The organism is Sphingomonas colocasiae (assembly GCF_019880585.1).
Taxonomy (GTDB): Bacteria; Pseudomonadota; Alphaproteobacteria; order Sphingomonadales; family Sphingomonadaceae; genus Sphingobium_A; species Sphingobium_A colocasiae.
Genome location: NZ_JAINVV010000012.1, coordinates 212,678 through 238,850, shown reverse-complemented (window position 1 = coordinate 238,850; position 26,173 = coordinate 212,678). Strand labels below are relative to the sequence as shown.

General features: G+C 60.6%; 19 protein-coding genes. 5 read left to right on the top strand and 14 right to left on the bottom strand.

What is annotated here, in order from left to right; translation table 11 throughout:
• Window positions 1–44 precede the first annotated feature (44 nt).
• Genes K7G82_RS24960 through K7G82_RS24940 form a run of 5 tightly spaced genes read left to right on the top strand, consistent with a single transcriptional unit; the run spans window position 45 to window position 7,085 of the window.
• Window positions 45–1,313: a spinster family MFS transporter gene (locus K7G82_RS24960; RefSeq protein WP_222992676.1), complete on the top strand. Its 1,269-nt coding sequence runs from the start codon at window positions 45–47 to the stop codon at window positions 1,311–1,313.
• Between the two features lie 24 nt (window positions 1,314–1,337).
• Entirely contained in the window at window positions 1,338–2,273 is a 936-nt protein-coding gene (gene kce / locus K7G82_RS24955) for a 3,5-dioxohexanoate:acetyl-CoA acetone transferase (protein WP_222992675.1), read from the top strand.
• A gap of 23 nt (window positions 2,274–2,296) precedes the next feature.
• The gene (locus tag K7G82_RS24950; RefSeq protein WP_222992674.1) at window positions 2,297–4,348 is read left to right on the top strand and encodes a hydantoinase/oxoprolinase family protein; all 2,052 of its coding nucleotides are present in this window, start codon (window positions 2,297–2,299) and stop codon (window positions 4,346–4,348) included.
• Window positions 4,345–6,054 (top strand): hydantoinase B/oxoprolinase family protein, encoded by a 1,710-nt coding sequence (locus K7G82_RS24945; RefSeq protein WP_222992673.1) that lies wholly within the window; start codon window positions 4,345–4,347, stop codon window positions 6,052–6,054. Before K7G82_RS24950 ends, K7G82_RS24945 begins: the two co-directional genes overlap by 4 nt.
• Window positions 6,051–7,085 carry a histone deacetylase family protein gene (locus tag K7G82_RS24940; protein WP_222992672.1) on the top strand — a complete coding sequence of 345 codons (1,035 nt, stop codon included), beginning with the start codon at window positions 6,051–6,053 and terminating at the stop codon, window positions 7,083–7,085. Before K7G82_RS24945 ends, K7G82_RS24940 begins: the two co-directional genes overlap by 4 nt.
• Before the next feature lie 887 nt (window positions 7,086–7,972).
• On the opposite strand, the gene K7G82_RS24935 is transcribed toward K7G82_RS24940, so the two are convergent.
• The 14 genes from K7G82_RS24935 to K7G82_RS24870 form a co-directional block, all read right to left on the bottom strand.
• On the bottom strand, window positions 7,973–8,266 hold the full coding sequence (locus tag K7G82_RS24935) for a hypothetical protein (protein ID WP_222992671.1): 294 nt from the start codon (window positions 8,264–8,266) through the stop codon (window positions 7,973–7,975).
• Window positions 8,263–8,781: a DUF4304 domain-containing protein gene (locus tag K7G82_RS24930; RefSeq protein WP_222992670.1), complete on the bottom strand. Its 519-nt coding sequence runs from the start codon at window positions 8,779–8,781 to the stop codon at window positions 8,263–8,265. The genes K7G82_RS24935 and K7G82_RS24930 overlap by 4 nt, the downstream gene beginning before the upstream one ends.
• Window positions 8,781–18,926, bottom strand: coding sequence for an RHS repeat domain-containing protein (locus K7G82_RS24925; RefSeq protein WP_246623864.1), 10,146 nt, complete (start codon window positions 18,924–18,926; stop codon window positions 8,781–8,783). The genes K7G82_RS24930 and K7G82_RS24925 overlap by 1 nt, the downstream gene beginning before the upstream one ends.
• Window positions 18,927–19,067: 141 nt before the next feature.
• Window positions 19,068–19,409: a UbiA prenyltransferase family protein gene (locus K7G82_RS24920; protein WP_222992668.1), complete on the bottom strand. Its 342-nt coding sequence runs from the start codon at window positions 19,407–19,409 to the stop codon at window positions 19,068–19,070.
• 6 nt (window positions 19,410–19,415) lie between these two features.
• Complete coding sequence (locus tag K7G82_RS24915; RefSeq protein WP_222992667.1) at window positions 19,416–19,973, bottom strand: hypothetical protein; 558 nt, start codon at window positions 19,971–19,973, stop codon at window positions 19,416–19,418.
• The gene (locus K7G82_RS24910) at window positions 19,970–20,692 is read right to left on the bottom strand and encodes a sigma-70 family RNA polymerase sigma factor (protein ID WP_222992666.1); all 723 of its coding nucleotides are present in this window, start codon (window positions 20,690–20,692) and stop codon (window positions 19,970–19,972) included. The genes K7G82_RS24915 and K7G82_RS24910 overlap by 4 nt, the downstream gene beginning before the upstream one ends.
• Before the next feature lie 26 nt (window positions 20,693–20,718).
• Window positions 20,719–21,399: a flagellar type III secretion system pore protein FliP gene (fliP, locus tag K7G82_RS24905; RefSeq protein ID WP_246623844.1), complete on the bottom strand. Its 681-nt coding sequence runs from the start codon at window positions 21,397–21,399 to the stop codon at window positions 20,719–20,721.
• Between the two features lie 40 nt (window positions 21,400–21,439).
• Window positions 21,440–21,841 carry a hypothetical protein gene (locus tag K7G82_RS24900; RefSeq protein ID WP_222992665.1) on the bottom strand — a complete coding sequence of 134 codons (402 nt, stop codon included), beginning with the start codon at window positions 21,839–21,841 and terminating at the stop codon, window positions 21,440–21,442.
• Between the two features lie 6 nt (window positions 21,842–21,847).
• Complete coding sequence (locus K7G82_RS24895) at window positions 21,848–22,132, bottom strand: FliM/FliN family flagellar motor C-terminal domain-containing protein (RefSeq protein ID WP_222992664.1); 285 nt, start codon at window positions 22,130–22,132, stop codon at window positions 21,848–21,850.
• Entirely contained in the window at window positions 22,129–22,809 is a 681-nt protein-coding gene (locus K7G82_RS24890) for a FliM/FliN family flagellar motor C-terminal domain-containing protein (RefSeq protein WP_222992663.1), read from the bottom strand. Before K7G82_RS24890 ends, K7G82_RS24895 begins: the two co-directional genes overlap by 4 nt.
• Window positions 22,810–22,874: 65 nt before the next feature.
• Window positions 22,875–24,050, bottom strand: coding sequence for a flagellar hook-basal body complex protein (locus K7G82_RS24885; protein ID WP_222992662.1), 1,176 nt, complete (start codon window positions 24,048–24,050; stop codon window positions 22,875–22,877).
• 1 nt (window position 24,051) lies between these two features.
• Window positions 24,052–24,510 (bottom strand): flagellar hook assembly protein FlgD, encoded by a 459-nt coding sequence (locus tag K7G82_RS24880; RefSeq protein ID WP_246623843.1) that lies wholly within the window; start codon window positions 24,508–24,510, stop codon window positions 24,052–24,054.
• The gene (locus tag K7G82_RS24875) at window positions 24,507–25,730 is read right to left on the bottom strand and encodes a hypothetical protein (protein ID WP_222992661.1); all 1,224 of its coding nucleotides are present in this window, start codon (window positions 25,728–25,730) and stop codon (window positions 24,507–24,509) included. The genes K7G82_RS24880 and K7G82_RS24875 overlap by 4 nt, the downstream gene beginning before the upstream one ends.
• Window positions 25,727–26,173, bottom strand: a complete 447-nt coding sequence (locus K7G82_RS24870; RefSeq protein ID WP_222992660.1) for a hypothetical protein — start codon at window positions 26,171–26,173, stop codon at window positions 25,727–25,729. The genes K7G82_RS24875 and K7G82_RS24870 overlap by 4 nt, the downstream gene beginning before the upstream one ends.

The following is a 26,173-nucleotide window of genomic DNA, read 5'->3' as shown; positions in this document are numbered from 1 at the left end:
CCCTGAGCGACGAGGCCGGATCTCGCAGAGCGGCGTGGTGGCTGTTGGCCGTCCTGTCGCTGGCGCAGGTGGTCTCGTTTCTGGACCGGTCGATCCTCAGCCTGTTGATCGTGCCGATCAAGGCGGATCTGGGGCTGTCGGATACCCAGCTCGGGCTGCTCCACGGTCTGGGATTCGCTATTCTCTATTGCCTGCTCGGGGTGCCGATCGGTCGCCTAGTCGATACCGGCAACCGGCGCAGGCTGATCGTGATCGGCGTGGCTTTCTGGAGCGCGATGACGGCCTTGTGCGGTCTGGCCCGGGGCTTTGCCAGTCTGTTCGCCGCGCGCGTCGGTGTCGGCCTTGGCGAGACCGTGCTCATTCCTGCCGCCGCATCGATGCTCAGCACGAGTTTCCCGCCGCGGCAACTCGGCCGCGCAATGTCCATCTTCGGCATGGGCGCCTATCTCGGCAACGGCCTGGCATTCATGGGCGGCGGCGCATTGCTGGCCGTGATCGCTGCGATGCCGTCCATCGCGAACTTGCAGCCCTGGCGGATCGCTTTCATCATGGCGGCGGTGCCGGGCGTCATCGTGATCCTGCTCATGCTCCTGACCACTCGGGAACCGGCGCGCTCGCCTCGCCCGGACGGCAGCGACGGATCTTTCGGCGAAGCGATCGCGCAGTTGCGGGCCCATCGTTTTGCCTATGCGGCGCATTTCGTGACGTCCTGCGCGGTATCGATGATGGCCAACGCCTCCAACGCGTGGATCCCGACGGCTCTGGTCCGTCACCACGGCATATCGGTGCCCGCATCCGGCCTGATTTTCGGTGCGGTCGTGCTGGGCGCGGGCGCACTCGGCATCTTGTGCGGCGGCGTCGTCGCCGACCGTTTATGGGCCAATGGTCGCAGCGACGGCTATCAACGGATGTTCGCCATCGCTTGTCTCGCGGCCCTTCTGCCGGGGATCTTCTTTCCGCTCATGACTAGCCTGCCGGCGGCGATCGGATTGCTGGCACTTTTCTATTTCCTCGCGATCATGCCGATCAGCGCGACCATCGCCGCCCTGCAACTCATGACCCCGGCCGCGATGCGCGGGCTCATCACCGCCCTGTTCCTCGCAGGCAGCACATTGGTCGGGTTCGGCATCGGCCCCGCATTCGTCGCGGTGATGAGCGACTATCTTTACGGCGGCGGTCCGATCGCCCTGTCCTGGGCGCTCAGCACGATGGTCGCCGTGGCCGCGCCGATCGGCGCGCTCGCCGCCTGGATCAATCGCAAACACTTCGTCGCGACCGCGCGCGCCGCGGGCTCGATCCCGGCGACCACATAATTCCCGCTTCAAAGGAGCCATTCCATGCGCAAGTCCAACAAAGTCATCATCACCTGCGCTGTCACCGGCTCGGTTCATACGCCGACCATGTCGGAGCATTTGCCGATCACGCCGGACCAGATCGCGGAACAGTCCGTGGCGGCGGCAGAGGCGGGGGCGTCCATCCTCCATCTGCACGCCCGCGATCCGCGCGACGGGCGCCCGACGCCTGACCCGGCCGTCTTCATGGAATTCCTGCCGCGCATCCGACAGGCGAGCGACGCCGTCATCAACATCACGACCGGCGGCGGCCTGACCATGAGCCTGGATGACCGGCTGGCAGCGCCTCGCCTCGCCAAGCCCGAACTCTGCTCGCTGAACATGGGTTCGATGAACTTCGCGGTCTTCGGCGCGGTCGATCACATCAAGGAATGGAAATATGACTGGGAGCGCGATTACCTCGCCGGCACCCACGACTATGTCTCGAGCAACACCTTCAGCCAGATAGAGCGGATCGCGTCGGAGCTTTACGGCGATCATGGCACACGCTTTGAGTTCGAATGCTATGATATGGGGCACCTGTATAATCTCGCCTATATCGTCGAGAAGGGGCTGGTGAAGCCGCCCTTCTTCATCCAGTTCATCTTCGGCGTTCTGGGCGGCATCGGGCCCGATCCGGATCATCTGGTCCATATGCGCGCCACCGCCGACAAGCTGTTCGGCGACGATTACTACATGTCGGTACTGGGCGTCGGCCGGCATCAGACCAAATTGGTGACGATGAGCGCGCTCCAGGGCGGCAATGTCCGCGTCGGTCTGGAGGACAGCCTGTATCTGAAGCGCGGCGCCTATGCGCGCAGCAATGCCGAACAGGTCTCGAAGATCCGGCACATTCTCGAGGAATTGTCGCTCGAGATCGCCACGCCCGCCGAGGCGCGCGCGATGCTGGATCTGAAGGGCGGCGACATGGTGGGTTTCTGAAGCGACCGCGGGGGAATTCCATCATGCGTCTGGCATGCGATACCGGCGGTACATTCACCGATCTGCTCGTCGAGGCCGACGACCTGCGGATGTACAAGGCCCACACCGTTGCGGGGGACCCGGCCCGGGGCGTGCTTGACGCATTGTCCCTGGCGGCGGCCGATCGCGATCTCCCGCTTGAGGAATTTCTGGGGCAGGCGGACGTCTTCATCCACGGAACGACTCATGCGATCAACGCGATCATCACCGGAAACACCGCGAAAACCGCGTTCCTGACGACCGCCGGCCATCCCGACGTTCTTGTGATCCGGGAAGGCGGCCGCGCCGACCCCTTCGATCACAAGACCGGCTATCCAAAACCCTATGTGCCGCGCGCGCTCACCTTCGAGATCGACGGCCGCATCGACGCCAGCGGGGCCGTCCTGTCGCCGCTCGACGAAGGCCGGATCGGCGAGGTCATCGATCAATTGCGCGCCGAGCGGGTCGAGGCTGTGGCCGTCTGCCTGTTGTGGTCGATCATGAACCCCGACCACGAGCTGCGGCTGGGCGCGATGCTGGCCGAGGCGCTGCCGGACGTGGCGGTGACATTGTCGCATCAGCTCAATCCATCGCTGCGCGAATATCGCAGGGCCTCCGCAACCGCAATCGATGCCTCACTTAAGCCGTTGATGGCGCGCTATCTGGGCGGTTTGGGCGATCGTCTGCGTGAGGCGGGCTTTCAGGGGCGGCTGCTGGTCCTCACCTCGCAGGGTGGGGCGATGGATGCCGGGGCCCTGGCGCGGACCCCGATTCAGGCCATCAATTCCGGACCATCCATGGCGCCCATTGCCGGCCGCGCGAGCGCCCGCGCCGACAAGGGCCCCGAACTCGTCATCGTGGCGGATACCGGCGGCACGACCTTCGACGTCAGCCTGGTTCGCGGCGTGACCATTCCCTGGACGCGCGAGACCTGGATCGGCCAGCCCTATAGCGGTCACATGACGGGCTTTCCGTCGGTCGATGTCAAAAGCGTGGGCGCCGGTGGCGGCTCGATCGCGCATGTTGATGCCGGCGGCGTGCTTCACGTCGGCCCGCGCTCGGCGGGATCATTGCCGGGGCCGGTCTGCTATGGCCGGGGCGGGCATGAGCCGACGGTGACGGACGCATGCGTCGTCCTGGGGTATATCGATCCAGATTATTTCCTTGGCGGCGCCGTGAAGCTCGACGCAGCGGCTGCGCGCGCCGCGATCGTGTCGAACGTCGCCGAACCGCTTGGCGTGTCCGTCGAGCGCGCGGCATCGGCCATTGTCGATCTAGCCACCGAGAATATGGCGCAGGCGATCGCGGATATCACGGTCATGCAAGGCATCGACCCGCGCGAGGCCATGGTGATTGGCGGAGGCGGGGCGGCTGGCCTCAACACCGTGCTCATCGGTCAGCGCCTTGGCTGCCGCTCGGTGCTGTTCCCCGAACCGGGTGCGGCGCTGAGTGCTGCAGGCGCGCTGATTTCCGACCTGGGCGAAGATCACCGCATGCCGTGCTTCACAAGCAGCGCGCAGTTCGACTTCGATGGCGTCAATGCTGGTCTGTCGCGATTGCGTCAGGCTTGCGAAGCCTATGCATCCGAGGCCGGAGCGGATGCCGCCCAAACCGAGATCAGCTTTGCGGTCGAGGCGCGCTATCCCGCACAGGTCTGGGATGTCGAAGTGGCGTTGGCGGACGGGCAGATCGACGCATCCGGCCTGCGCGCGCTGGTCGACGGCTTCCACGCGGCGCATGTCGCGCTCTACGCCACCAGCGATCCGTCATCGCCGGTCGAGGTGACGTCGCTCACGGCCAGGGTCCGCTGCCGCCTGCGTACGACGCCCCTGGGGCGGCTGATCCGATCGGCGCCGGAGGTCAGAGCGCGAAAACGGCGCGCCTATTTCCCGTCGACGGGCTGGGTCGATACGGTCGTCGCGTCCTTGTCCGATCTGGCAGTGGACAGTGAAGCGCCCGGACCGGCAATTGTCGAAACGCCCTTCACAAGCATCGTGGTTCAGCCGGGCGCACGCTATCGCGCAACGGCCACCGGAAGTCTGATGGTGTATCCATGACACATCTCGATGGCGCCGAACTCGCCATACTCAACAACCGGCTCGACGGCGTCGCGCGCAAGATGTCCAACACCTTGCTGCGATCGGCGCGTTCGGGCGTGATCAATCGTGCGCGGGATTATTCCTGCTGCATCGTCACGGCCGATTGCGAGCTGATCGCGGCCGCGGACAGCCTGCCGATCCATGTCCTGTCGGGACCCGATCTGATGGCGCGCGCTATGAAGGCGTTTCATCCCGTCCTCAGGCCCGGCGATGCCTTCCTGCACAACTCGCCATATCATGGGTGCAGCCACGCGGCGGACCACACCATCCTGGTTCCAGTTTTCGATGATGCCGGCCGTCACCGCTTCACGGTGCTGGCAAAGGCGCATCAGGCCGATGTCGGCAACGCGGCGCCGACCACCTATTATGGCGCCGCGCGCGATGTCTATGAGGAAGGCGCGCTGATCTTTCCCGCCGTCCAGGTTGAGCGGGACTGGACGCCGATCGAGGATATCCTGCGCATGTGCAGGATGCGTATCCGGGTGCCGGAACAGTGGTGGGGCGACTATCTGGCCATGCTGGGTGCGGCGCGTATCGGTGAACGCGAGCTGGCGGCGCTGGGCAACGAGATGGGCTGGGACATGCTCGACAGCTTCTCGGCCCAGTGGTTCGACTATAGCGAGCGCCGCGTCGACGCCGCCATTCGCAAATTGCCCAACGGCATCGGACGCGGTCAAAGCACGCATGATCCGTTCCCGGGAACGCCCGAAGACGGGATCGCGATCTCCGCATTGGTCGAGGTGATTGCCGACGAAGGTCGGGTGGTCGTGGACCTCACCGACAATCCCGACTGCATGCCCTGCGGTTTGAACCTGAGCGAGGCGTGCTCGCGCACCGCTGCCCTGATCGGCGTGTTCAACAGCATCGATCATGACGTGCCCAAGAATGCCGGTTCGTTCCGTCGAATCAACGTCCGGCTGCGGGAGAATTGCATCGCCGGAATTCCCGTACATCCGACCAGTTGCTCGGTCGCCACGACCAACGTCGCCGATCGGGTGGCGAATGCGGTTCAGCGCGCGGTCGCCGATCTGGCGCCGGGCTTCGGCATGGCCGAGGTCGGCTCGGTCATCGCACCCGCTGCGGGTGTGATTTCCGGAATTGACGAGAAAACCGGCCAGGCCTTCATCAACCAGGTCTTTCTCGGATTTTCCGGCGGCGCTGCGACGCCCCATGGCGATGCCTGGATGTCGGTCTCGCACGTGGGCAATGGCGGGCTGAGCTTTCAGGACAGCATAGAGATGGCCGAACAGGCCCAGCCCATCCTCGTCTCGAAGCGGCACTTGCTGAGCGATAGCGAAGGGGCGGGTACCTTCACGGGTGCCCCCGCGATGCTCGTCGAGTTCGGGCCGACATCGGGGCCGATCGAGGTCGCCTATGTCAGTGACGGAACGATCAACGCGCCGCTTGGCGTTCGGGGCGGACTGGCGGGGCAGGGATCGCAGCAGCGACTGCGGCGACGCGACGGCCGGGAGGAGGAACTGCCGGCCTGTGCGCAAGTGACGGTCAATGTCGGGGAGACGATCATTTCGGTGGCCTGCGGCGGCGGCGGCTATGGCGATCCCCTCGATCGTGATCCCGCCGCGCTGGACCATGACGTGAGGGAAGGCCTGATCTCCGCCGAGCGAGCCGTTGAAATCTACGGCTGGAAAGGGCCGGCGTCGTGATCACCGTCTACAGCCCGGCACATAAGGATCATTGGGGGCAAGGCGAGTTCTTCGCCGGCCGGATGATGGATTGCTACGAGGTGCCCGAGCGTGCCGCGCGCATCCTTGCATCCGTTCAGGCCCTGAATCTCGGGCCAGTGGTCGCACCGCCGTCGCTGGACCATGCGCTGCTGAGCAAGGTTCACGACGCGGACTATCTGGAGTTTCTGGAGACCATCCACGCGCATTGGGTTTCCGAAAACGGTGACTGCGATGCCTTTCCCTACGTCTTTCTCAGCGGCCGGAGTGTGCGCCCTGCGACGGCGGCGGTCGCGCGGCTTGGCCAATTCGCCACCGACGCCTGCTCGCCGATCACGGCGCAAACCTGGACGGCGGCATGCGCCTCCGCGGCATCGGCTGTTCATGCCGCCGAGTTGCTGAGGGCTGCCGACGAACCCGTGATGGCGCTGTGCCGACCGCCCGGCCACCATGCTGGGCGCAGGAGCTATGGCGGCTATTGTTTCCTGAACAATGGTGCATTGGCGGCCGAGCGGCTCCTTCAGGCCGGTGCCGGCAGGGTCGCGATCCTGGATATCGACAATCATCACGGAAACGGCACTCAGGAGATCTTCTACGAACGGTCCGATGTCATGACGGTGTCGATACACGGGACGCCCGATATCCAGTTCCCATGGTTTACCGGCTATTCCGACGAGACCGGGGCGGGCAAGGGCGAAGGATTCAACCTCAATCGTCCGTTGCAGGCCAATAGCGACCTTGCCGCTTACGAACATGCTCTGATCGGCTGCCTCGATCATATCGGTCGCTATGGGCCGGACGCGATCATAGTCGCCTTGGGCGTCGATGCCGGGGAAGGCGATCCGACATCCCAACTGCGTATCGACACGTCGGGGTTCGCCGCGATCGGTGCCCGCATCGCATCGCTGGCCATTCCAACCGTCTTCATCATGGAGGGCGGATATAATCTCGATCGTATCGGGGGTGACGTAGGTGCCTTTCTCCAGGGGTGGCATGCGGCGCGTCGAACATAAGCGTAGGCTGGGGGCCTGGCCGTTGCCGCCCTACATCCAGGAAGCGGCAATGAGCATGTTCGCGAACAACGCGGCGGGAAACTGAGCCATGCCGCAGATACCGACTCGACGGGATGATCTGCGCATGTTGCAAGGGGGGCATCTTTGGCATGCCGTTGAAGCCACCGCAACCGGCGCCAGCCCCGCACCCATTTCCTCACCCCGCGACGGCCATCCGCAGACCCGATCTCCTCGATCAGGCGCACCCTCTCGATCATCTTCATTGCTCCGCTCCTTCCTTCTCTAAACCGCCACGGCCCCGGACGGCGGGGTGGGCGGCAAGAGCGAACCGGCAGACCCGCCGATGAAGGCGGGGCGCACCCGAAGGGCCGCAACGAAGAGGAGGACCGGCGCAGCCGGTTGCGCCGCGCCGCGGCGGGGCTAGAGGGTAGCGACCGCCCGCACCGCTGGCCGGAGGCCACCAACGCCGCCGATCGCCACAAGCGAACGGCGTCCGCATGGGGAACGATCCGGGGGATCGATCCCCCTCTAACTACATTGCCATATCGCAAGTCATTGGAACGGCGGGGCAATGGCCCGACAGGGCTGGCAGCAGCCCCGCGCTGCCATACGATATTCCCTCACTATATCAGCCACATGACCGCAGCCGTATGGCAGGTCTTTTATCTTGCCTGCCAACGATCGCCCCCAACATGCTCCCGGCGACCTCTCGATTAAGGCCAAGCATTCCAGCAGCTTGACCGCGCTACCGCACCAAAACGGCACCGGAGTCTCCACCCCAGTGCCGCCAGTCTCTCTAAATAACGATGTGCAGACAATGACTTACCCCATAGGGGGAGCCATTCCCTTTATCTTGCCTTTCAGCCCCATGACGCCCCGATCCGTCATCAACCCTCGGATGCTCGCCTGAACGTAAAAGGCTCGCCCCCAAAGGCCAGCACCAGCTTCCCATCATCGGATAGCGAGAACGAGGTCCGCTCGACCCGGGGTGCTGAGGGCTGATCGGTCACGATCGCGTCCCCATCCACCTCGTATTGCATCAAGATAATTTGCTGCTTTCCGTCGGCTCGTATGACGTATGTGAGCGCGCCGTTTTCATCAAAATCAAGCAAGACATCGCCAAGCTCAGCCAATGCGTGCCGGTCTGATTCATCCACAACCCATGTACCGACAAGAGTCATTTTCGATCCGTTCCTAGAGCGATTTTCAGCATCCGAAGGTCCCGGACCCGCGCGCCTTCTGTGAGGCCGGGAGCTTGTCCTGTTTCCCAAAGGACCATCAGGTCGTGAGGATCGACGTATCGTAAAAGGTACGGGACCGCTATATCGCCAATGGTGTTCGCGACCTCGGTTGCCAAAGCATTTGCGTCGGTAGCGGCATCAATTTCCCACCATTTATCCTGTCGATCCGGCAACAGAACGCCGATGCGCTGACGCAAATGGCCATCGATTGCGCGGGCCTTTTGTAGGGTCAATCCATCCGGTTCCAGCAATGGGCCGCAGACCACTGCGAGATTGATGGTGAAAGACAAGGTATCGCCAGTATTGCCCCGGCTCTTCTGGAACTCGATCAAGGCCGCACCGGAATCAAATACTCGCCGGAACGTGTTGCCGCTCTTTTTGAAGCCATCTGCCGACAGCCGCGCCGCCGTTTTCGCGATCACCTCGTTCAAAATCAAATCTAGCGAGGTTGCCACTATCGAGGCTCCCTCACCACATTGACCGGGTAGTTTTCCCGCATCTTCAAGAACATATCTTTGGCTCTCTGAGACGGAGTATAGCGTGAATTGCCCAGTTTCGTTTCGATGCCGCCAAGGACCGTTCCTCCCGGTACATCGCTGACTTCAATGTCCATATATCGAGCGCCGAAAGGTGTCTTCTTATAAACTTCCGTTTGAACACCGCGCCCTTCGGCCCGCAGGGCAGCCGCAATTTCGTCACGGAAAGCGTTGCCAGCTAGTCGGTTCGCCGTCACCTGCGGGACAGCAGTTTCTGCGGCTAGGGCCTGGGCTCTGAGTGCATTAAGGGAGCGAAGACCGGAAAGCCCCATCCCTAGCGGTCGGAGTACGCCGCTGGTTTCTAGCGTCATAATGAGGCCTTGATCAACAGAATCTGCTAAGCCGGTTAAGGCATAGACGGGCTTTGCTATTGCTGTATCGTATAGCGTGCCCGGCCCAAGCACATTATCGTTAATGAAGTTCAAGCCGGTTCTTCCTGGTGAAGAGACATATTTGTCGAATGCGGTGCCGTTTCCAATATTGCTATTGATTAATCCTCCAATCGCATCGCCTGCTCGTAGAAGTGATGTTCTAGATCGTGTCGTAAATGAACCGGTGACTGGGTGGTCGGGAGCAAAAAGATATGATCCGGGATCGTTGTTGTGATATTTTGGACCAGAGCTGGCCCGTATCCTTAAGCTGGCTTCGTAAGTTCTATCGCGCTCAGAAGAATTTCGTCTCTTATGCGGATAGTTGCCACTTAGGTTTGAAAATCCCAAAAATCGATCGATGCGATCCAGAATTCCACGTCCATCTTCCTTAAGTTCAGCAGCGCGTATTTTAGCTGTGATGATAATGTCGGATACGATGTCTTCCATATAAGAGGAGGAATCGCTTTTTGTCATGCCATTTATCATGCCATTGCTGGCAAATTGGATATGGGATGAGCGATTTCTATCAACAGGATTACCGCTAACCTGCTCGGTTTTTGCGGTGATGTCAGTGATAACTTCGTTGCCGGCCTTACCCAATGTGCGGCCAAGCAGGCCGCCAATGGCATCGGGAAGTCCGCGCATCAGGTTGTCGCCGAAGCTGCCGCCCGACAGGGCAGATCGGGTTGCGGCATTGGCCATCACCGATGCGCTGGTCGAGATGAAGTCGTTGCCAAACTTGCCGTTCGTGGCCTTGATGCCGAACAGCCCGCCGTCTCTGCCAAATTCCCGTGCAACACCGGCGCCCACGCCTTCGCCGATCCCGGCGACCGCAACGCCCGTCCAGCTGAATTTGTTCTGCAGCCCGGTTGCGACCCCGATCCCCTGCGAGATCGCGCTGCCCAGCGCGCCGCGCGCCGCATCGCCGAGGAAAGCGCTGCCGGCGATGTTGCTAGGCATGAACTTGTCGAGACCGGCGCCGACACCGGCGCCGATCGCGGACATCGCCACCCCTTTGAAGGAGAACTTGCTCTGGATGCCGGTGGCCAGACCGATGCCCTGCGAGATGACGGACGCGGCAGCGCCAGTCGCGGCGCCCCCGAGAACCGGCCCAAGGGCTTTTACGATCGGTGCCTTGAGAATGACGGTAGCCGCAATGGCCACAGCCATCAGCAGGATCTGCCCGAACGCCCCGCACTTGTTGGGCTTTTTCGGCTTCGGCGTGGTCGGCGATACGTTGCCGATCGTGTCGTTGGGATCATAGGGCTTGAGCGTATCGGCGCTGAATCCCGAACGTGTTACCCCGGCGGGCACGTTCAGCCGCTGCCCTTCGATCAGTGCCGTATCCGCCTGAAGTCCGTTTGCCTCCGCCAGCTTGTACCAGAGCGAGGCGTCACCCCAGAGCGCCAGCGCAACCGAACGCAGGTTTTCGCCGGCGGATTGCACGACATAGCCGCCTGCCGATGAGCCTTGGTTAAAGCTGTTCAGCGCCTCGTAGGATCCGCCACTTGTATCGGTATAGGCAGCGCCGGTCGTCGAACCATTGTGGAAAGCGCCAGAGCCGGTGACCACGCGCCGATCGGCGACCGACGCCGCTTCGTTGAGATTGTCGGTGCTGTCGTTACCCGTATAACCCAGTTCTCGGCCATTGAAACGATACCACACCTCGTGCGGATCGCCGTTCGAGAGGTTGCCGTCCACCTCATCGCGCCGAAGGATCTGGCCATCGGTATCCATCATGAAGAACACGCGGCGCGGACGCCCATCAGCGATATTGACCTCATAGGGTTGGCCGAACGCATTGTTGTAGAAGGTCGTGGTATAGGTGGTGCTGGCGCCCGTGTCGGGTTTGTAGGAGATCGAGCTCTGCACCGCGCCGTCATACCACTCATAGCTGTTCGTCGTCAGCGTGCTCTTGGTGCTCGTGCCCGACACGGAACTGGTCCCGCTCACCTGATATACCGCGCCAAGCAGGTATCCGCCGCTATTCGAATAGCTGTAGCTGGATGTCGAGCCGTAGGTCTTGCCGTCGGTCTTGAGCGTCGACGACGATTCATAGGTCAACTGACCGATCATGTTGTAGGTCGACGATCGGTTGTAAACCGCGCTCGTCCCGTTTGTATCATAGTCCGTCTGCGCGGTTTGACGCCCCATCAGATCGTAACTGAAGGAGGAGCGGGGCGTTCCGCCCGTGGTGGGAGCGGCCGGTATCGCGCTATTCGGCTCGTAGAGGCCCGTGCCGGCATTGAACGTCGCCAGCACCATCGTGCCTTCGGTGGTACTGATGGATTTCAGCGTGCCATTGCCGAAATAGGCGTAGATTTCGCGCACTTCCGTGAACGTGTTGAGCGTAAAGGGTGACCCCGGGATTGATGTGAAGTTGCTGCGGACCGTGTATGTACGCTGGCCCGCCTGATCATAGCCTATATCCACGCTGTTCGCCTGGCCATAGAGGGACGCGTCACGCCGCACGATCGTGGTACCTGCCGTTCCTGCGGTTCCAGATAGTTTGCCCTTGTCCACGACCAGGCGATTCATGCTGTCGTAGCGGTACCAGAAGTTATCGGTCGCATTCGCGGTAAGAACAGTTCCATCATTGTTCAGTTTGTCGTACGTGCTGATCGTCTGGCGGATGTTGCCATTCGCATCGTAGAAATATTCGTTGTAGATATCCGGGTTGGTGTAGCTGGCGGAACCATTCAAGTAGTAGGCGGATGCCTGCGTAAAGGTCGTCAGTCGGCCAAGCGCATCATAAGTGGCGCTTGCGTCCTTGATCGTCGTGCCGACATTCTCAAGCTTCTCCGTCAACCGGTTGCCAACCTTGTCGTAGCTGAAGGTGGCAATACCGGTGAGACCGGCCGATTGGTACAGAAGGCCGGTATTGTACCAATACCAGGTCTGGGTGGCCGTCGGGGAGGCGGAGCGCGTCGTCATGCGACCGGCATTGTCATAGGTGGTCGTGAACACGTGCCCGCCAAGATCGCTTTTGTAGACCTCGCGATTGTAGATATCACTCTTGATCGTCGACGTCAGCGACGAGTCCGGGGAGTAGCTGGTCGTTTCCGCCCAGCCGCCAAAGGTCAGCAATCCGCCTGTCGCCAGGGTACCATCCCATGCGTAGGCAGTGGTGGTGAGGTGGTTCTCCATGTCGGTCTGGCTCGTGACCCGACCGATGGCGTCATAACCGGTCTTCTCGACCACCGAGCTTCCATAGAGATTGTTGGTATGCTGGATGCGCTGGCCGAACTGGTCGTAGCGGTAGTTGTCGATGAGCCGCTTGCTGTCGCCCGTGTCCGCTTCATATCGCGCGTGCTTCACCTGTGTGAGCTGGCCCAGCTTGTTGAAGGACTGTTCGGTGAATGCGAGTGTGGTCGTTCCGACGTTGGCATAGTCGAAGATCTCGCTGCGCAGCACGCGCGCGTCGCCCATGCGATCGTAGAGCGTCTGCTTCTTGCCACCGTCGCTATGGAACTCGGTTGAGATCAGCGACTGGCTTCCATCGTAGCCGGTGCCCGCCAGCAGATCGTAGCTCAGCAGATTGCCGGTGTTTGTCGCCTTGCTCGTTGCGGTGCCCGGGGCGGTGCCGGTCTTCGCATAGGTCCCGTTCGCATCGCGCGTGGCGACCAGGCGACCGCCCAGGTCGTAATAATAATCCTCCGAGGGCTTCACCCAATATTCGGCGCCGGTTTCGTCTTTGATGCGGATCGCCGGGCTTTCGGAACGGATCATCCGGCCCATCGTGTTGTAGGTATAGGTGATGGTGTTGTTGAGCGCGTCGGTCTCGCTCGATTTCTCGCCAAACGCATTATAGGCGCGGCTGGTCGTCAGCGTTTCGCTAGATCCGCCCAGCATGCGATCCCGCCCTTCCTCGATCACTTGCCTGGCAAGCCCGCGCTTGTCGTAAACGGTCCAGGTGCCGTTGACGTCGGCAAATATAGTCTTTGCAAGCGCGGTCGCGAAATTGGTGCCGGTGTCGCTGGCGCCGGCCGAGGTGATCACGCCGGTCTGGTTGCCGACCTTGTCGTAGCTATAGAAATCCCAGATGCCGTCGCCGGCATTGCTGGCAACGAGGTTGCCTGCGGCGTCGTAAACATTCGTGACCTGGTACAGCGCGGAACCGCTGTTGATGTCGGTCGACGAATTGCTGCCCTGCCCCTGCTGGGTGACCTGATCGAAGACGTTATACTGGAAGCTCATATAATCGACGAGCTTGAAGGTGCCGCCGATCGTGCTGTAGACGCCCTTCTTGAGAGCCCGCCCGCCCATGTCATAGCTGGTGGTGATCGCCTCCGTCACGGTGCTGGTCGTCGCGGAGTTCGAGGCGGTGCTGGCATTGATGATGCGGGTATAGCCGTCCTTCTTCAGGCGCCCGGCTGCGTCGTAGAAATAATTGTGGACATTGCCCTCGGCATCGGTCGTCGAAATCAGGCGGCCACCCTCGCCATAGCGATAATTGGTCACCCGATCCGCGGCGGAATAGGTGCCCGAATTCCCCGACTGGGTCTGTCGGGTCAGGTCTCCGGTCGCGTTATATGCATATATGGTCGTGGGCGTGACGGTCGTCGGGCTGCCGGTTGTGCTATTCGCATCCGAATAGGAGGCGCGCTGCTCATTCTCGAGCCGGCCGGAATTATGATAGGTGTAGGTGGCGATCACCGCCCCGGCGACCGTCTTCGTGAGCACCTGATTCAGGGCGTTATAGGTATACTCGATGACCGCGCTGGTGCCGGCGGCGCTGACCGCTCCGGTCGAGGCGTTGACCGTCCATGCGGTAACGTTCGAACGCGTTTCCGTGCGACGATTGCCGTTCGCATCATAAGTGTAGGTGGTGATCCGATCATCGCCATGGGTGCTGACCGTGGGTGGGGTGGAGACATTGGGCGTGCCTGTGAACTTTGTCGCATATCGCGTTTCAACGAGGACATTGCCCTCGGCATCATAGTCCCATTTCGTGATATAGCCTTCGGCGTCGAGCTGATGGGTCTTGCGATTGAGCTTGTCGTACCAGCTCCAGGCCGCGTTGGTGTTCGCGTCGATCAGCTTAACGACATTGCCGTTCGCATCGTACTCATATTGCGTCTGCAGATTGCCCGTCGTCGTGACGTAGCTGGAACCGTTCCAGTTGCCCGTTGTGATGACATTGCCGGTGTTGCTGACGATCGTGCTGGTGAGCATGCGATCGGCATTGTCATATGTGAACGCGGTCTCACGGAACACGCCGGATGGAACAGTGGGCGGCGTGCCGCCTGCCGACGATGGTAATGTGACCATCGTCTCATAAACCTTGGTCGAGCTTATGTTCCCGTTATTGTCATAAGTGTAGCTGGTATAGGCGCCCTGCGTTCCGTTCAGCTGGCGGATTTCGGCGATCTTGCGGTTGAGGTCGTCGTAATAGCTGAAGGTTGCAGCGAGTCCTGCATCGACAAATTTGATGAGATTGCCGCGTTTATCATAGGCATAGGTTTCCTTCGGGATAGTCGACGATGTGGTGACCATGTCGTCGGCGATCACCGTGACGCTGTCGTGCTTGATTTCCGTCAGCTGGTTCGTGCGGTCATAGGTGTAATCAGTGGTCCTTAGCGCGGTGACTGCCCCACCCGCAGTGGTGCTGAATCCTTCCACCATCTGCTTGCGGTTGCCGTATGCGTCATAGCTGTAGGTTTTGACGATCTGGTTGCCGGTTACGACGGTGCCGCCCGCATTGTGATTGACGGTGGCAGCATCGTAGCTCGTGCGCGTCAACCGGCCCAGGCGGTCATAGCTGTAGGTGGTGGCGAGGGTCAGCCTGTTGGTGACGGTCGTCCGGTCGCCAAAGGCGTTATAGGCATAGCTCTCCGTCTGACTATTTGCGTCGGTGCTGCTGAGCACCATGCCTTGCTTGTCATAGGTGAAGGCGGTGGTCGCCACCGTTCCCGACGGGCTGGGCGGCGTGCCTATGGCGGGGGTGGTGACAACGGCCGTCGCCCATCTCTTGACGTTCAGGATCTCGCCGAAGACGGTGTAGCTTGTCGTCGTCACATAGTTGAGGGCATCCTGGACGTGAGTGACCCGCCCGAGCCGGTCGAACCAGCTATAGGTGGCGTTGTTCCGCCCATCGGTAACTTTCCAGGCTTCCCCGAACGCATTGTAATCATACGATGTCGTGCCCGCTGCATCGACAGCCGTCTTCACCTGACCGAGCTTGTCATATGTATAGGTGGTGGTCTGGTTGCGCGGGTTGGTGGTGGATGTCAGGTTGCCGAGGCCGTCATAGGCATATGTGGTCAACGTCTGTTCGGTGGTGCCATATGCATCATATTGACTGATCAACCGCCCGGCCAGGTCATAGCCGAATGTGGTGGCCGAGACATCCGCAGTACCGTAGGCGACCCAGCGCGCTTTCAGCAGGCCGGTCGCATAATATTCATAGGCAGTCTCTACGCCCTCGGCATCCTGGGCGAGCAGCAGCCTGCCCTGCACATCGTAGGAAAAGGATTGTGCCCGGGACGTTCCGGCGCCTGCTGCCAATGTATCGACCTGCGCAATGGTGGTCGAGTCGGTCGCTGTGACCGGATTATCCCAGGCTGTAACGGTGACCAGATCGCCGGCCGCGTTGTAGCCGTTGCGTACGATATAGCCTTCGGCGTCGACCGTGAAGCGGACCTCGCCGCGCGCCGAATACCAGGTGCGCGTGATCCGATTGGCGGCGTTGCCGATATTGCTGCTATGCCAGCTGTCCATCGTCGTCTGATCGGGCAGGCTGGTGGTCGAACGGAGCGTCGCATATTCGACCTGGCGGGTGATCTGGCCCATATTGTCATAGGTGAAGCCTGTGACGGCGCCACTGGCATTGATCGAGTAGATCAATCGGCCCTTATTGTCGTAAACCGCCCAGCTTTTCCGATTGTCGGTGTTCGACGCCAGGGGCGTGACGAGTGATTTCACATTGTCATAGGTGAAATCGCTTGTGCTGATCGTGCCAGCATAGCGGACCGTGGAGCGGACGCGGCCGACCGCGGTCGATGCGGTGCTGCCCATATAGACATATTCGGTGACCTGGCCGAGGCCGTCCACGGCGTAACGGAGCAAGCCCTGACCGTCATAGACATAGTTCATCGTCCGGTCCGCGGTCGCGGAGGCGGTGATGCTCGCTATCAGCTGGGTCAGGCTCGCGGTCGCACGGTTGACCGTTCCAGCACTTCCCGTCGCGTTGGCGTAAGCGATCTCCTTCACCTTCTGCCCGGCGCCGTCGAAGATCGTGCGGGAGAGATAGCCCTCGCCATCCAGAACCGCGATCATTCGCCCATCACGATCGTAGAAATTGCGTGCCACGCTGACATCGCCGGGCGTGGTCGGCAGGGTCACCACCGTGGGTGGCGTGGACATCAGGGTGGAGATCTGACCTGCAGTCAGTTTTCCGGTATAGTTCGTTGTCGATACCAACCTGCCGGACTTGTCATAGGCATAGACGACGGTGCTCCCATCGCCGCTAATGGACTGCAGAACCCGGCCTTCCTTGTCGTAGACCGTCCAGTTCCAGATATCGTCGGCATGTGCTGCCGGATCCTTATCGGCAAAGTCGAATACGGCATCGGGATTGTCGAAGGTGGTGCTCAGTTCTGTGGGCGTAAGATGGGTCGCGTAGCGTCGCGTCGCGATAACGCGATTGTTCGCATCGTAGCGATATTCGACCACCTCGCCGTGGGTGCCGTACGACTTGATATCGGCAACCTTGCGGCCTGCCTTGTCGTAAACGAACCAGGTCTTGCGACCGCTCGCGTCCGTGGTCACCCGCAACCGGCCCAGTTTGTCGTACTGGTTCGTCGTCGTGCCCCCAGTGACATAGCTGCCGCTGTCGATCTGGGTCAGCAGATCACCGGCCTTGTTATAGGTCTTGGTCGTCACGTAACCGGACGCCAGTTGCACAGTCGTGGTCGTATTGGGGTCATTGAAGACGAAGGTCGTCGTTCCGCCATTGATATCAGTAACTGATGTAAGGCGTCCCATGCCGTCGTAAACGAATGTCTCAAGCCCTTCGCCCACGATCTGCCGCTTCAGTAGCTGACCTGCCTGATCGTAAATGAAGTTGGTCTGAGAATAGCCTTCGCTGTTGCTCTCGATACCTGAGGTGTTCGCGATACCGTAGGAAAATTGAGATGTGAGGTTACCTCGTGCGTCGTAATTATATTTAGTAATTTTTGTACTGGAGCGGTCCGTCAGGCCATCGCGCCAGCTGTCCATCGTCGTTTCATTGAGAACTGTCGACCCAACGGAGTAATAATGTTCCGGATATTCGATTTTGAAAGAAATTTCACCAGAAGATTGGTATCGATACTCGGTAACCCTTCCGTCGGCGCTGATCATGTATCGAAGGTGATTCTCGCTATCATATACATATCTTGAAGCAAGGTTGGATGCGCCGCTGTCCTGATCGGCTGCAACAAACTGCTCCAGCACGAGCTCGCTGTTGGAGCCGTATGTGCGAACGACCGCATTGCCTTCTCTGTCATATATGCGGTTTGCCATGCCTCTCGTGTCATAGATGTCAAAGGTCGTGGTGTTCCCAAGAGAATCCTTGATGGTGGAAATGTTTCCGTCTGTATAATATGTGAACTCAACCGTCTGTTGGGGGGCGCCAGAGTAGGCGGCCGGGGCCGTGATTTTTTTCAGATTTCCGGCCACGATAGTTCCGGAAGTGTAATATTCAAGAGTTGTGATTTGGCCGGTCGGGTCCTCAATTGTTGTGTATCCCGTATAATATGTAAGCTCGGTTTTCCTCGTTACTCCTGAGGTCGATGTCTGCTCTAGCTTCCATACTTTTCCAGATACATTGTAGGTTATTGCCAAGGACGAGTCATCGCTCTGGGTGATAAGGTCGATTCGATTTGAAGAATCATACCTGTACGTCGTTATATAAACGACGTTATCTGACCCATTCTCTGGTGTAAGGTCGATTTTAACCTTGTTAAGGCGATATTTTGTGACGCCGCCATCGATATAGCTTTCATACTCATAACTGGTACGGGTTATTGTGGAGGCCGCGCTCGTTTCCAAGTTGGTGAAATTTGTGACAACATTAGAAATATTGCCATTCCCGTCCCACGAATACTCTATATATCCGCCATCCTGCGTCGTGGAGCGTGATAACCTTGCACCGCTATAGGTGAATGTTACCGTATTTCCGTCGGTGTCGGATTGCTTCTTCAGCCTGAAGGATGGCGTTCCATTGGTGGTTCCGTAGGATTCGTACTCCTCCTTGATACGGCTGTTTCCGTCCCTCCAGATCCAGGTCGTGCCATCCCACTCAAGAGTGTCGTGTGCACCTCCGCCATCATAGGATTTGTACTTGCTGGTCCCGTCCCAATAATAGGTGATCTCGCTGCCATCGGCTGACAGGCGCTTGACGGTGCTACTGATGGTATTCACGGTGCCTGTCAGGCCATAGACACGCCGATCATAAGCATAGCGCCAGCGATCGCCATTTTCCTCAGGCGTCAGAATGTCGTTGTAGGTCCGCGCGACAATAGCGTCCGGGCCTCGGCCGATAAGAACTTCGTCCTGCTTGCTGAGCAACAGGTTGCCGTTTGCCGCATTGACGAAGATACCCTCGTTGCCGCGTCCTTGCGACGCGGAACCCAGAAGGCCCATGCTGCCCAGCACCGAACCCGAACCGCGGTCGAACCCAGCGCCGGTACCCGTAAAAATCGCAACCATCTCGATCACCCGTTGTCGCAATGAACGCGGGGATTTGCCCCACTCAGAACAAGTGTCGGGCGGCTTCGGGAACTGTTTAGAAGAATCTTTGTAAGCGCGATTGCGCCCGATCCCGCCCTCCAGCGGGCCGTTGGTGTTGATCTACTCGAGGTCGGACAAGGCGCGTTGCAACAGGTCGCGGCCGGCATCGTTGCTCTCGAGGATGCGCAACACCTGATCCGCGATCGAGTTGAATTCCAGGCTCGACACCTGCTCCCCGCCCAGCGCGTTCGAGAGCAGCGTCCGAACCAGGGCGCGCCGCAAATCTTCCTCGCTGATGCCGCCCTGCCGGGTCATCCGGCGCAGTGGTGCCAGGGCGTCAGATTTGTCCGATCTCTGGGCTTTGCCAGGATCGGTCGCCTTGCTGCCGTTACGCTCCTGAAGTCGCTTCAGGCGATCCTGGAGCAGCAGGATCGCCTGGTCGACACGATTGATCGAAGTCACGGCAATCTACCGGGACTTGCTGCCAAGCAGGAACGATGTGGCTGAAACCACATCACTCTCCTTCTGCGTGGCATCGGCGTTCGGCGTCAGGATCTCCGCGCATCTTGCGATAATGAGTTCCATGTCGCGATTGAGTGGCAGGTTTTCGGTGTTGGCGGCGATGCCAGCGCCGAGTTCGGTCACGCATTGTTCGAAACGGTCGTCGATCAGATGTTCGAGCCCGACGACGAACCGGCGCAGATAATGTTCGATCGGGAGATCCTTCAATGGCCTCCAGGTCTCGATGGCGCGATCCGCCTCGCCGGATGTCAGTTCGAAAAAACCGAGCTGGAAGCGGGCGATCTCGAAATCCGGCGCAATCGCGATGGCCTGCGACATCGCGCGATGGGCCTCAAAATGGCGCTTGAGCTCGACGAGCAAGGAGCCTTTCAGAAAATGCAGACGTGCATCCCCAGGGTGCTTTTGCAAAAGCTGATCGATCTTGTCGACCGCGCGGGCGGAATCAGCTTGCGCGGTCAGGATGATATCCTGGAGCGCATCTTCGGCGCAGAGCGAATCCGTCATTGTATGAACCTCATCGTTTTTCGCAGTTTCCCGAGTGCACTTTTATGGATCTGGGATATCCGGCCACGCGATAGGCCAAGCATAGTGGCTATCTGCGAGAAAAGCAGGTCGTTCTGGTAGTGTTGCCGAACGACGATGCGCTCGAACTCCGACAGCGAATCAACCCGCTGGTGGAGCAGGATTTTCGTTTGCCGCCAGGCGAGAGTGTCGAAACCGCTGTCAGGTCTTCCACTATAAGGGCCGCTGGCCTCGTTCTCCTCAGCCGCCAGGATGAGCCCAAGCGCAAGTTCGGCAATCAGGTCGGTCAACTGCCCGATCGCATTTCCCTGTCCGGTCCTGGCTTCGTCGCCGATGAGCGAATCGAGTCTTTCGCGCTCAGCCCTCCGTCGAAACCGGTATTGCGCATTGTGCTCGTCCAGATTGCCAAGACCATCGACAATACTTCCCGCGATCCGCGCAGTTGCGAATGAGAGGAACGAGGTGCCTCTGGCTGGATCATAGCGGTCGATGGCTTCGAGCAAGCCGCCATAGGCGCATTGCTCCAGATCGGCGACGACATCGTTGCCCAGAGCGCTGCGGCGCGCATGGCGGCGTGCCAGGGAGCGGGCAAAGCGACGATATCGCTCAAACAGGCTTTCTCGAAGCCGCGGATGTCCCGAAGATTTGAAACGCCGCCAGAGCGATGCTTCGGCCCGGTCCGGGCGAACCAGTAGGTCCATGCCGGTTGGAAGCCGCTGCCGCCGCGTCACCGGAAACTTCCCAGGACCCCCAGGATGATCAGCGACCAGCCATCGACCAGCACGAACATGAGCAGCTTGATGGGGAGCGAGATCGTGGTGGGTGGCACCATCATCATACCCAGCGAAAGCAGGATCGCCGATACCACTAGGTCGATAAGCAGGAAGGGTAGCAGGATCACGAAGCCGATCGTGAAGGCTACGCGCAATTCGTTGATGATGAACGCCGGCACCAGCTTCGCCAGTTCCACCTGATCTGGCGTCGATGGCAGGGGCGTGCGGGACGCGCGATAGATCGTCGCCAGATCCTCGTCGCGGGTCTGGGCGAGCATGAAGCGGCGCAGCGGCGCGGTGCCCTTTTCCATTGCGGCTTCCAGCGTGACTCGCCCGGCCAGATAGGGCTGCAAGGCCTGTTTGTGCATCTCCTCGGCGACGGGCTTCATGCTGAACATGGTGAGGAACAGCGCCAGGCTGACGAGGACGGCGTTGGGTGGCGTCTCCGGCATGCCGAAAGCGTGCCGGACCATAGACAGCACGATGACGATGCGCGTGAAACTCGTCATGGCGATGATGAGTGTCGGCAAGACCGCGAGAAGGGTCAGGATGACGGCGGTTCGGACGATATCGCTCGATCCGACAGCGGCCAATGGGCTTGCAAGCGCGGTCTGCGGCATGAAAGCAAGCATCATCGCGGGAGCCGCGCTGAGCAGTGGCAGGCGCCGGCGCATCTTAGTCGACCCCGCCCTGTGCATCGATATTGCTGCGCTCGCGGCGCGACAGAATCTCGATTCCGGATTGCCCGTAAAAGAGAAGATATTCGGTCCCGTCACAATCGACGAGCGCGAGTTCGGCTTGTGGCGAGACTCTGAGCACTTCGATCGCCGACAGTCGCCGGCTTTGCTTGAGCCCGCCCAGGAAGCCCGGCATTGTCCGGCTACGTCCATTCGCCATGCGGCTCCGGATCAATATGATCAGCGCGAAAGCGGCTGCGACGCTCACTGCAAGCGCGGCTGCCACGCGGATGATCGAAACATTGGCGGCTTCACCGCCCGCCAGACGCTGTGCATGCGCGATGCCCGGCAGCGCACACAGCGCGCCACCGATGGCCAGGATCACACTGGTTGCGCGCATCCGGAACTATTCCTGCGCGATGGCCTGGATGCGGACCGCGAAATTGTCGCCCATCGACACGAGTTCGCCATAGGCGATCGTCTTGCCATTAAGGCGGAGCGAGACCGGATCGCCAAGCAGATTTTCGAGCGGCAGTGTGTCTCCAGGCTTCAGGCTGGAGAGTTCGCCGACCTTCACGCTGGCCGCGCCCAGAATGGCCTCGACCCTGACCGGCAGACCATCAATGGCGGTGCGCACCACATCGCGGGCGGACGCAGCCGTTTGGTCGAGGAATTTTTCAGCGATGGTCATAAATATAGATCCGGGGTTTCGGTGATACGCAGATGATGGGACGCGCCTTCCACGCCGATCTCCGCCCTGCCGTGCCGGGTGATTTCGCCGCCGAGGGTCAGGGGGAGGGTGTCTTTCAACCGGCCGTCCAGGACGATCAGATCGCCCACTGCCAGATCGTCCAGTTGACCCGCGGAAAGCGATGCGCCGCCAAGATGGCATCCCAGATCGACCTCGACATCGGCAAGCGCGGCGCCGAGCGTTGTGAGTTCAGGAACCGTCCGGCGCCCGGCGCGATGTTTTCGCAAGGCAATGGCCGCGCCGGGCGTGATCGCCAACTCGATTGCCCAACTGCTCTCTGGACAAGCGAGGTGATATGTGCGGCTCTCTCCGATCGTCGGGGGCGCGGTGCTTTCCAAGGCGGGGCTTTCGCTTCCGATAGCCTGGCGCATGGTTTCCGCCAGCGCCGAGAGGGAGGAAATGGCGACCGCCTCGAAGATCCGGCGGTCCCTTTCGTGCGAAACATCGCCTTCCCCGCCCAGCACCGACTTTCCGAGCGCGATACGATCCTGCTCCGAAATGCCAATGGCGAAGAGCGGACCGCCCCACCACCGGAACTTCCTGCCTTCGCAGGCCGATTCCTCAACGTGGTGGACCGGAGGCTCGACAATCCATTCGCTCAGCCAGTTGCTGAACATATTGTTCAATATGTCCAGACTTTCTCCGGGCTGTTCAGGTGGAAGCCAGGCGGTAGGCTTTAGCGTCATCCCTGCCCACGGATGCCGAAGAGTTGCTGGATCATATCGTTGGCGACGCTGACGATCTGGGAACTGGCCTGGAAGCCGCGCTGGATGAGAATGAGCTCGCCGAATTCCTGCGAAAGATCCACGTTCGACGCCTCGAGCCGCCGGGAGACCACCGAGCCGACGCGCGGATCGCTGCTTGAAAGCATCTGCACTTCAGTGCTGCCGTCAAAGGTGAAGAGGCCGCCAGCTTCCTGCCTCAGCGCCTGCGGATCGCGGAAGGTCGCCAGAGCGACCGCGCCGAACGAAGCCTTCTTGTCGTTCGAATAGGCGAGTTCCAGTTCACCTTTCTCATTGACCGCAATCGAGGAGAGTGCCCCGGTGCCTTGTCCATCGACCGAAGAGGCGCGCAGCGAGGAGACAGTGCCGAAGGAATAGGAGGTGACTTTTCCGCTGAAATCGAACTCGACCGACAGGCCGTTATCGGCATCGGCGAAGAGCAGCTTGTTGGTCTCGCTTGTCGGCGCGCTGCCGCTGACGCTCAGGGTCTTCTCACCGATAACGCGGTCCTTCTCGTCGGTGACTTTTACGGTCCAGTCAGTGGAGGTTTCCTCGCGGCTGAAATCGATCTTCCAGACATGCTCTTCGCCATTTGCACCATAGACCTTGATGTTGTTGATGCTGTGGGTGGTCGCGGTGGAGGAGAGATTGTCGGCGAACGCGATTTTCGTGGTCTTTTCGGGCGCACTGGTTCGCGCGTTATCGACCGAAAGCGAGACCGCGCGTCCCGAGGCATCGAGCGTCGCCAGGCGCCAATCGGTTCCCTGGAGGGTTACATAGCCGTCCTCATTGACCTCGAAACTCCCGGTGCGTGCGTAACGAATCTCGCTGCCCCTCATCAGGACCAGGAAACCGGATCCATCGACTGCAAGGTCCAGATCGCGCGTGGTCTGCCGCAACTGGCCCGGGGTGAAGTCGAGCATGGACTGGCCGAGGGCTACACCGCCGCTCGGATTGTCCGAGACGCTGGAATAACCGATCCCCCCCGACTCGCGCGACGATTGGAGGTTCGAGAAGGTCACCACCGATGACCGGAAGCCCTGCGAATTCAGGTTGGCGACATTGTTGCTGACCTGCTGAAGGCCCTTTGAATAGGCCTGCAAGCCACTCAGTCCGACATAGATTGATCCAAGCATGTCAATTCCCTTCCCTGATCTGAACAACAGAAGTGAGCGATAGATCGTTGATGGTGAGGCCTTGCGTGGTCTCAACGGTGAGCTTCGTTTCACCGTCACGGAATGTGATCGCCTTCACCTTGCCGGTCAGCGTGGTCGATCCCGCGTCGATGTCGACCCGCCGGCCAAGAAGCGATGTGGCCTGCAAGGTCGCCTGGGCGCGAACGAGCGTGTCCAGGCTGTCATTGGTTTTCTGGCCCTGCTGAATTTGAGAAAATTGCGCGAGCTGCGAGACGAACTCATAATTGTCCATCGGCTTGAGCGGATCCTGGTAGGTCAGCTGCGTCAGCACGATCTTGAGGAGCGATTCAAAGCTTAGTCCAAAGGCGTCGGTCACCGACTTCGCGGTCGAATCGGTGTTGGTTGCAGCACCCGCTGCCGGCGTCACGGCCTGCCCCGCCATAAGAGGCATGATGTTCATCGCTGATTCCCTCGCGCGGTATGAGCCTGATTTCCGTTCATGATGACGGTCCTGAGATCGAAGCCCTCCGAGGAGAGCAACTTGGCAGCCATCCTCTCGAACTCTGCGGGATCGTCACTGCTTTGGTTCGCCGCCATTCGGACCGTAAGTTTCACGCTTTCGCCCATGGCATGGAGCGTGACGCAAACCGGAAGAAGCGACGCGACGAATTCCGAGCGTTGAGAATGCGCGCCTACATTTCGGCGAGGCTCGGCATTGAGAGGCTCGGCGAGTGCGGGCTCTGAAGCACCCGGCTCCCCCGAAACGGAGGTCAGCCATTGGTCGATCGGCGGACTCTGAACCGACGCCGCGTCGTCGGCTGTGGAGGAGGGCGCTTTGCTGCTTGCTGTTCCTGCCGCGATCACCGGCATATGGCGCGTGAAGGATCGAGGAGGTGCCAACAGCGCGGTCGGCATCTCGCCACCAACTACGGGCGATAGTGGATGCGATATTTGGTGAGCGCTTCGGCCCGATAACTGGATGGATGGCGCCCTGTCCAATCCACGAGGCAAATGCAGGGGCTCAAGGGGCGAGAGCGTGACCAGTCCATCGACATCGGGCGCTGGCAATTCGAAGATGCCCGCCGCGACAAACGCGATGGCGAGCGGAGCAGCTTCCCGGTCCGCCGACTTGCGCATGTCTGCGTTCGATATCGTCCGTTCGACCGAGCCGGCGAGCCCTAATGCGCTTGCAGGAGAGGGCGAGGCCAGGGGCTTGTCGTTCGCAGGCTGCTGGTGGACGATATGCTCATCGGGACTGATCGATTCCCGGATTGGCAAATCGGCGCGGACGGCCAGATTCTCCGATCGATCCGGCGGCAGCGTGCGATGCTCGACGGTCGAGATCGTCGCTGGCTCAGGCTGTGACGCATCGGGCTGGATCGGCGCTGGAAGTGTTGGGGAGAGCGCGGGCGCGTCGACGTCACGAAATTCGCCACGAGCATGTTGGTCGTTCTTCAGCATCTCTTTCGGCGCGGAAAGAGATGCTGCGACCAACTTGCCCATCGCCGCTTCGGCTGGAGAGAGGGCACCTGGGGTTTCGCTGGTGGCCGGCGCAACTGAGCGCGCGGCGAGCAGTTGAGCGAAGCCGGTGTCCGCTTCGGGCGAAAGCGGCGCTTGCGCGAGCGCGGGCGGGCCGGCGGGAAGGAAGGGAAGCGCGGAGTACGCGATCTGGAGAGTCATATCGAGCGTTTCCGCAGATGGCTGTCCGCCAGTTCCAGCGCGCGAGCCTCTTCATTGCGCTTGTCGATGCCGCGCTTGACGCGTGTTGCGATCTCCCTGCTGGTGTCGAGCTCCGCATGGCGTTGGGCCAGCGTTGAGGCTGCCGTGTCGCGATTGCTCTGGGCGATGGTCTCGCTGAGCGTTGCCGAACGCAGCGCTGCTTCACGATCGACCAGCCACTGGCCCGATAGTGACGCCAGGCTTGGATCAAGCGAACGGGATTGCAGCACGGTCAACCAGTTGTCCGCGGCAGCGTCGCGTTCGCGGCATGCGTCGTCGCGTTGACGACGTGCGTTCGTCCAGGACGTGTCGGCCTGCTGAAGCGCCTGGGTCGCGAGATCGACCTGTGCCGTTCTAAGTGCTGTGATGTCACGCAGGGTTTCGAGGCTGTTCCGGCTCCGCAT

Excerpts from the sequence above, each read along its gene's own strand:
- kce (WP_222992675.1), top strand. The coding sequence starts at position 1,338 with ATGCGCAAGTCCAACAAAGTCATCATCACCTGCGCTGTCACCGGCTCG.
- K7G82_RS24950 (WP_222992674.1), top strand. The coding sequence starts at position 2,297 with ATGCGTCTGGCATGCGATACCGGCGGTACATTCACCGATCTGCTCGTC.
- K7G82_RS24945 (WP_222992673.1), top strand. The coding sequence starts at position 4,345 with ATGACACATCTCGATGGCGCCGAACTCGCCATACTCAACAACCGGCTC.
- K7G82_RS24935 (WP_222992671.1), bottom strand. The coding sequence starts at position 8,266 with ATGACTCTTGTCGGTACATGGGTTGTGGATGAATCAGACCGGCACGCA.
- K7G82_RS24925 (WP_246623864.1), bottom strand. The coding sequence starts at position 18,926 with ATGGTTGCGATTTTTACGGGTACCGGCGCTGGGTTCGACCGCGGTTCG.
- K7G82_RS24915 (WP_222992667.1), bottom strand. The coding sequence starts at position 19,973 with ATGACGGATTCGCTCTGCGCCGAAGATGCGCTCCAGGATATCATCCTG.
- K7G82_RS24910 (WP_222992666.1), bottom strand. The coding sequence starts at position 20,692 with ATGGACCTACTGGTTCGCCCGGACCGGGCCGAAGCATCGCTCTGGCGG.
- fliP (WP_246623844.1), bottom strand. The coding sequence starts at position 21,399 with ATGATGCTTGCTTTCATGCCGCAGACCGCGCTTGCAAGCCCATTGGCC.
- K7G82_RS24900 (WP_222992665.1), bottom strand. The coding sequence starts at position 21,841 with ATGCGCGCAACCAGTGTGATCCTGGCCATCGGTGGCGCGCTGTGTGCG.
- K7G82_RS24895 (WP_222992664.1), bottom strand. The coding sequence starts at position 22,132 with ATGACCATCGCTGAAAAATTCCTCGACCAAACGGCTGCGTCCGCCCGC.
- K7G82_RS24890 (WP_222992663.1), bottom strand. The coding sequence starts at position 22,809 with ATGTTCAGCAACTGGCTGAGCGAATGGATTGTCGAGCCTCCGGTCCAC.
- K7G82_RS24885 (WP_222992662.1), bottom strand. The coding sequence starts at position 24,050 with ATGCTTGGATCAATCTATGTCGGACTGAGTGGCTTGCAGGCCTATTCA.
- K7G82_RS24880 (WP_246623843.1), bottom strand. The coding sequence starts at position 24,510 with ATGAACATCATGCCTCTTATGGCGGGGCAGGCCGTGACGCCGGCAGCG.
- K7G82_RS24875 (WP_222992661.1), bottom strand. The coding sequence starts at position 25,730 with ATGACTCTCCAGATCGCGTACTCCGCGCTTCCCTTCCTTCCCGCCGGC.
- K7G82_RS24870 (WP_222992660.1), bottom strand. The coding sequence starts at position 26,173 with ATGCGGAGCCGGAACAGCCTCGAAACCCTGCGTGACATCACAGCACTT.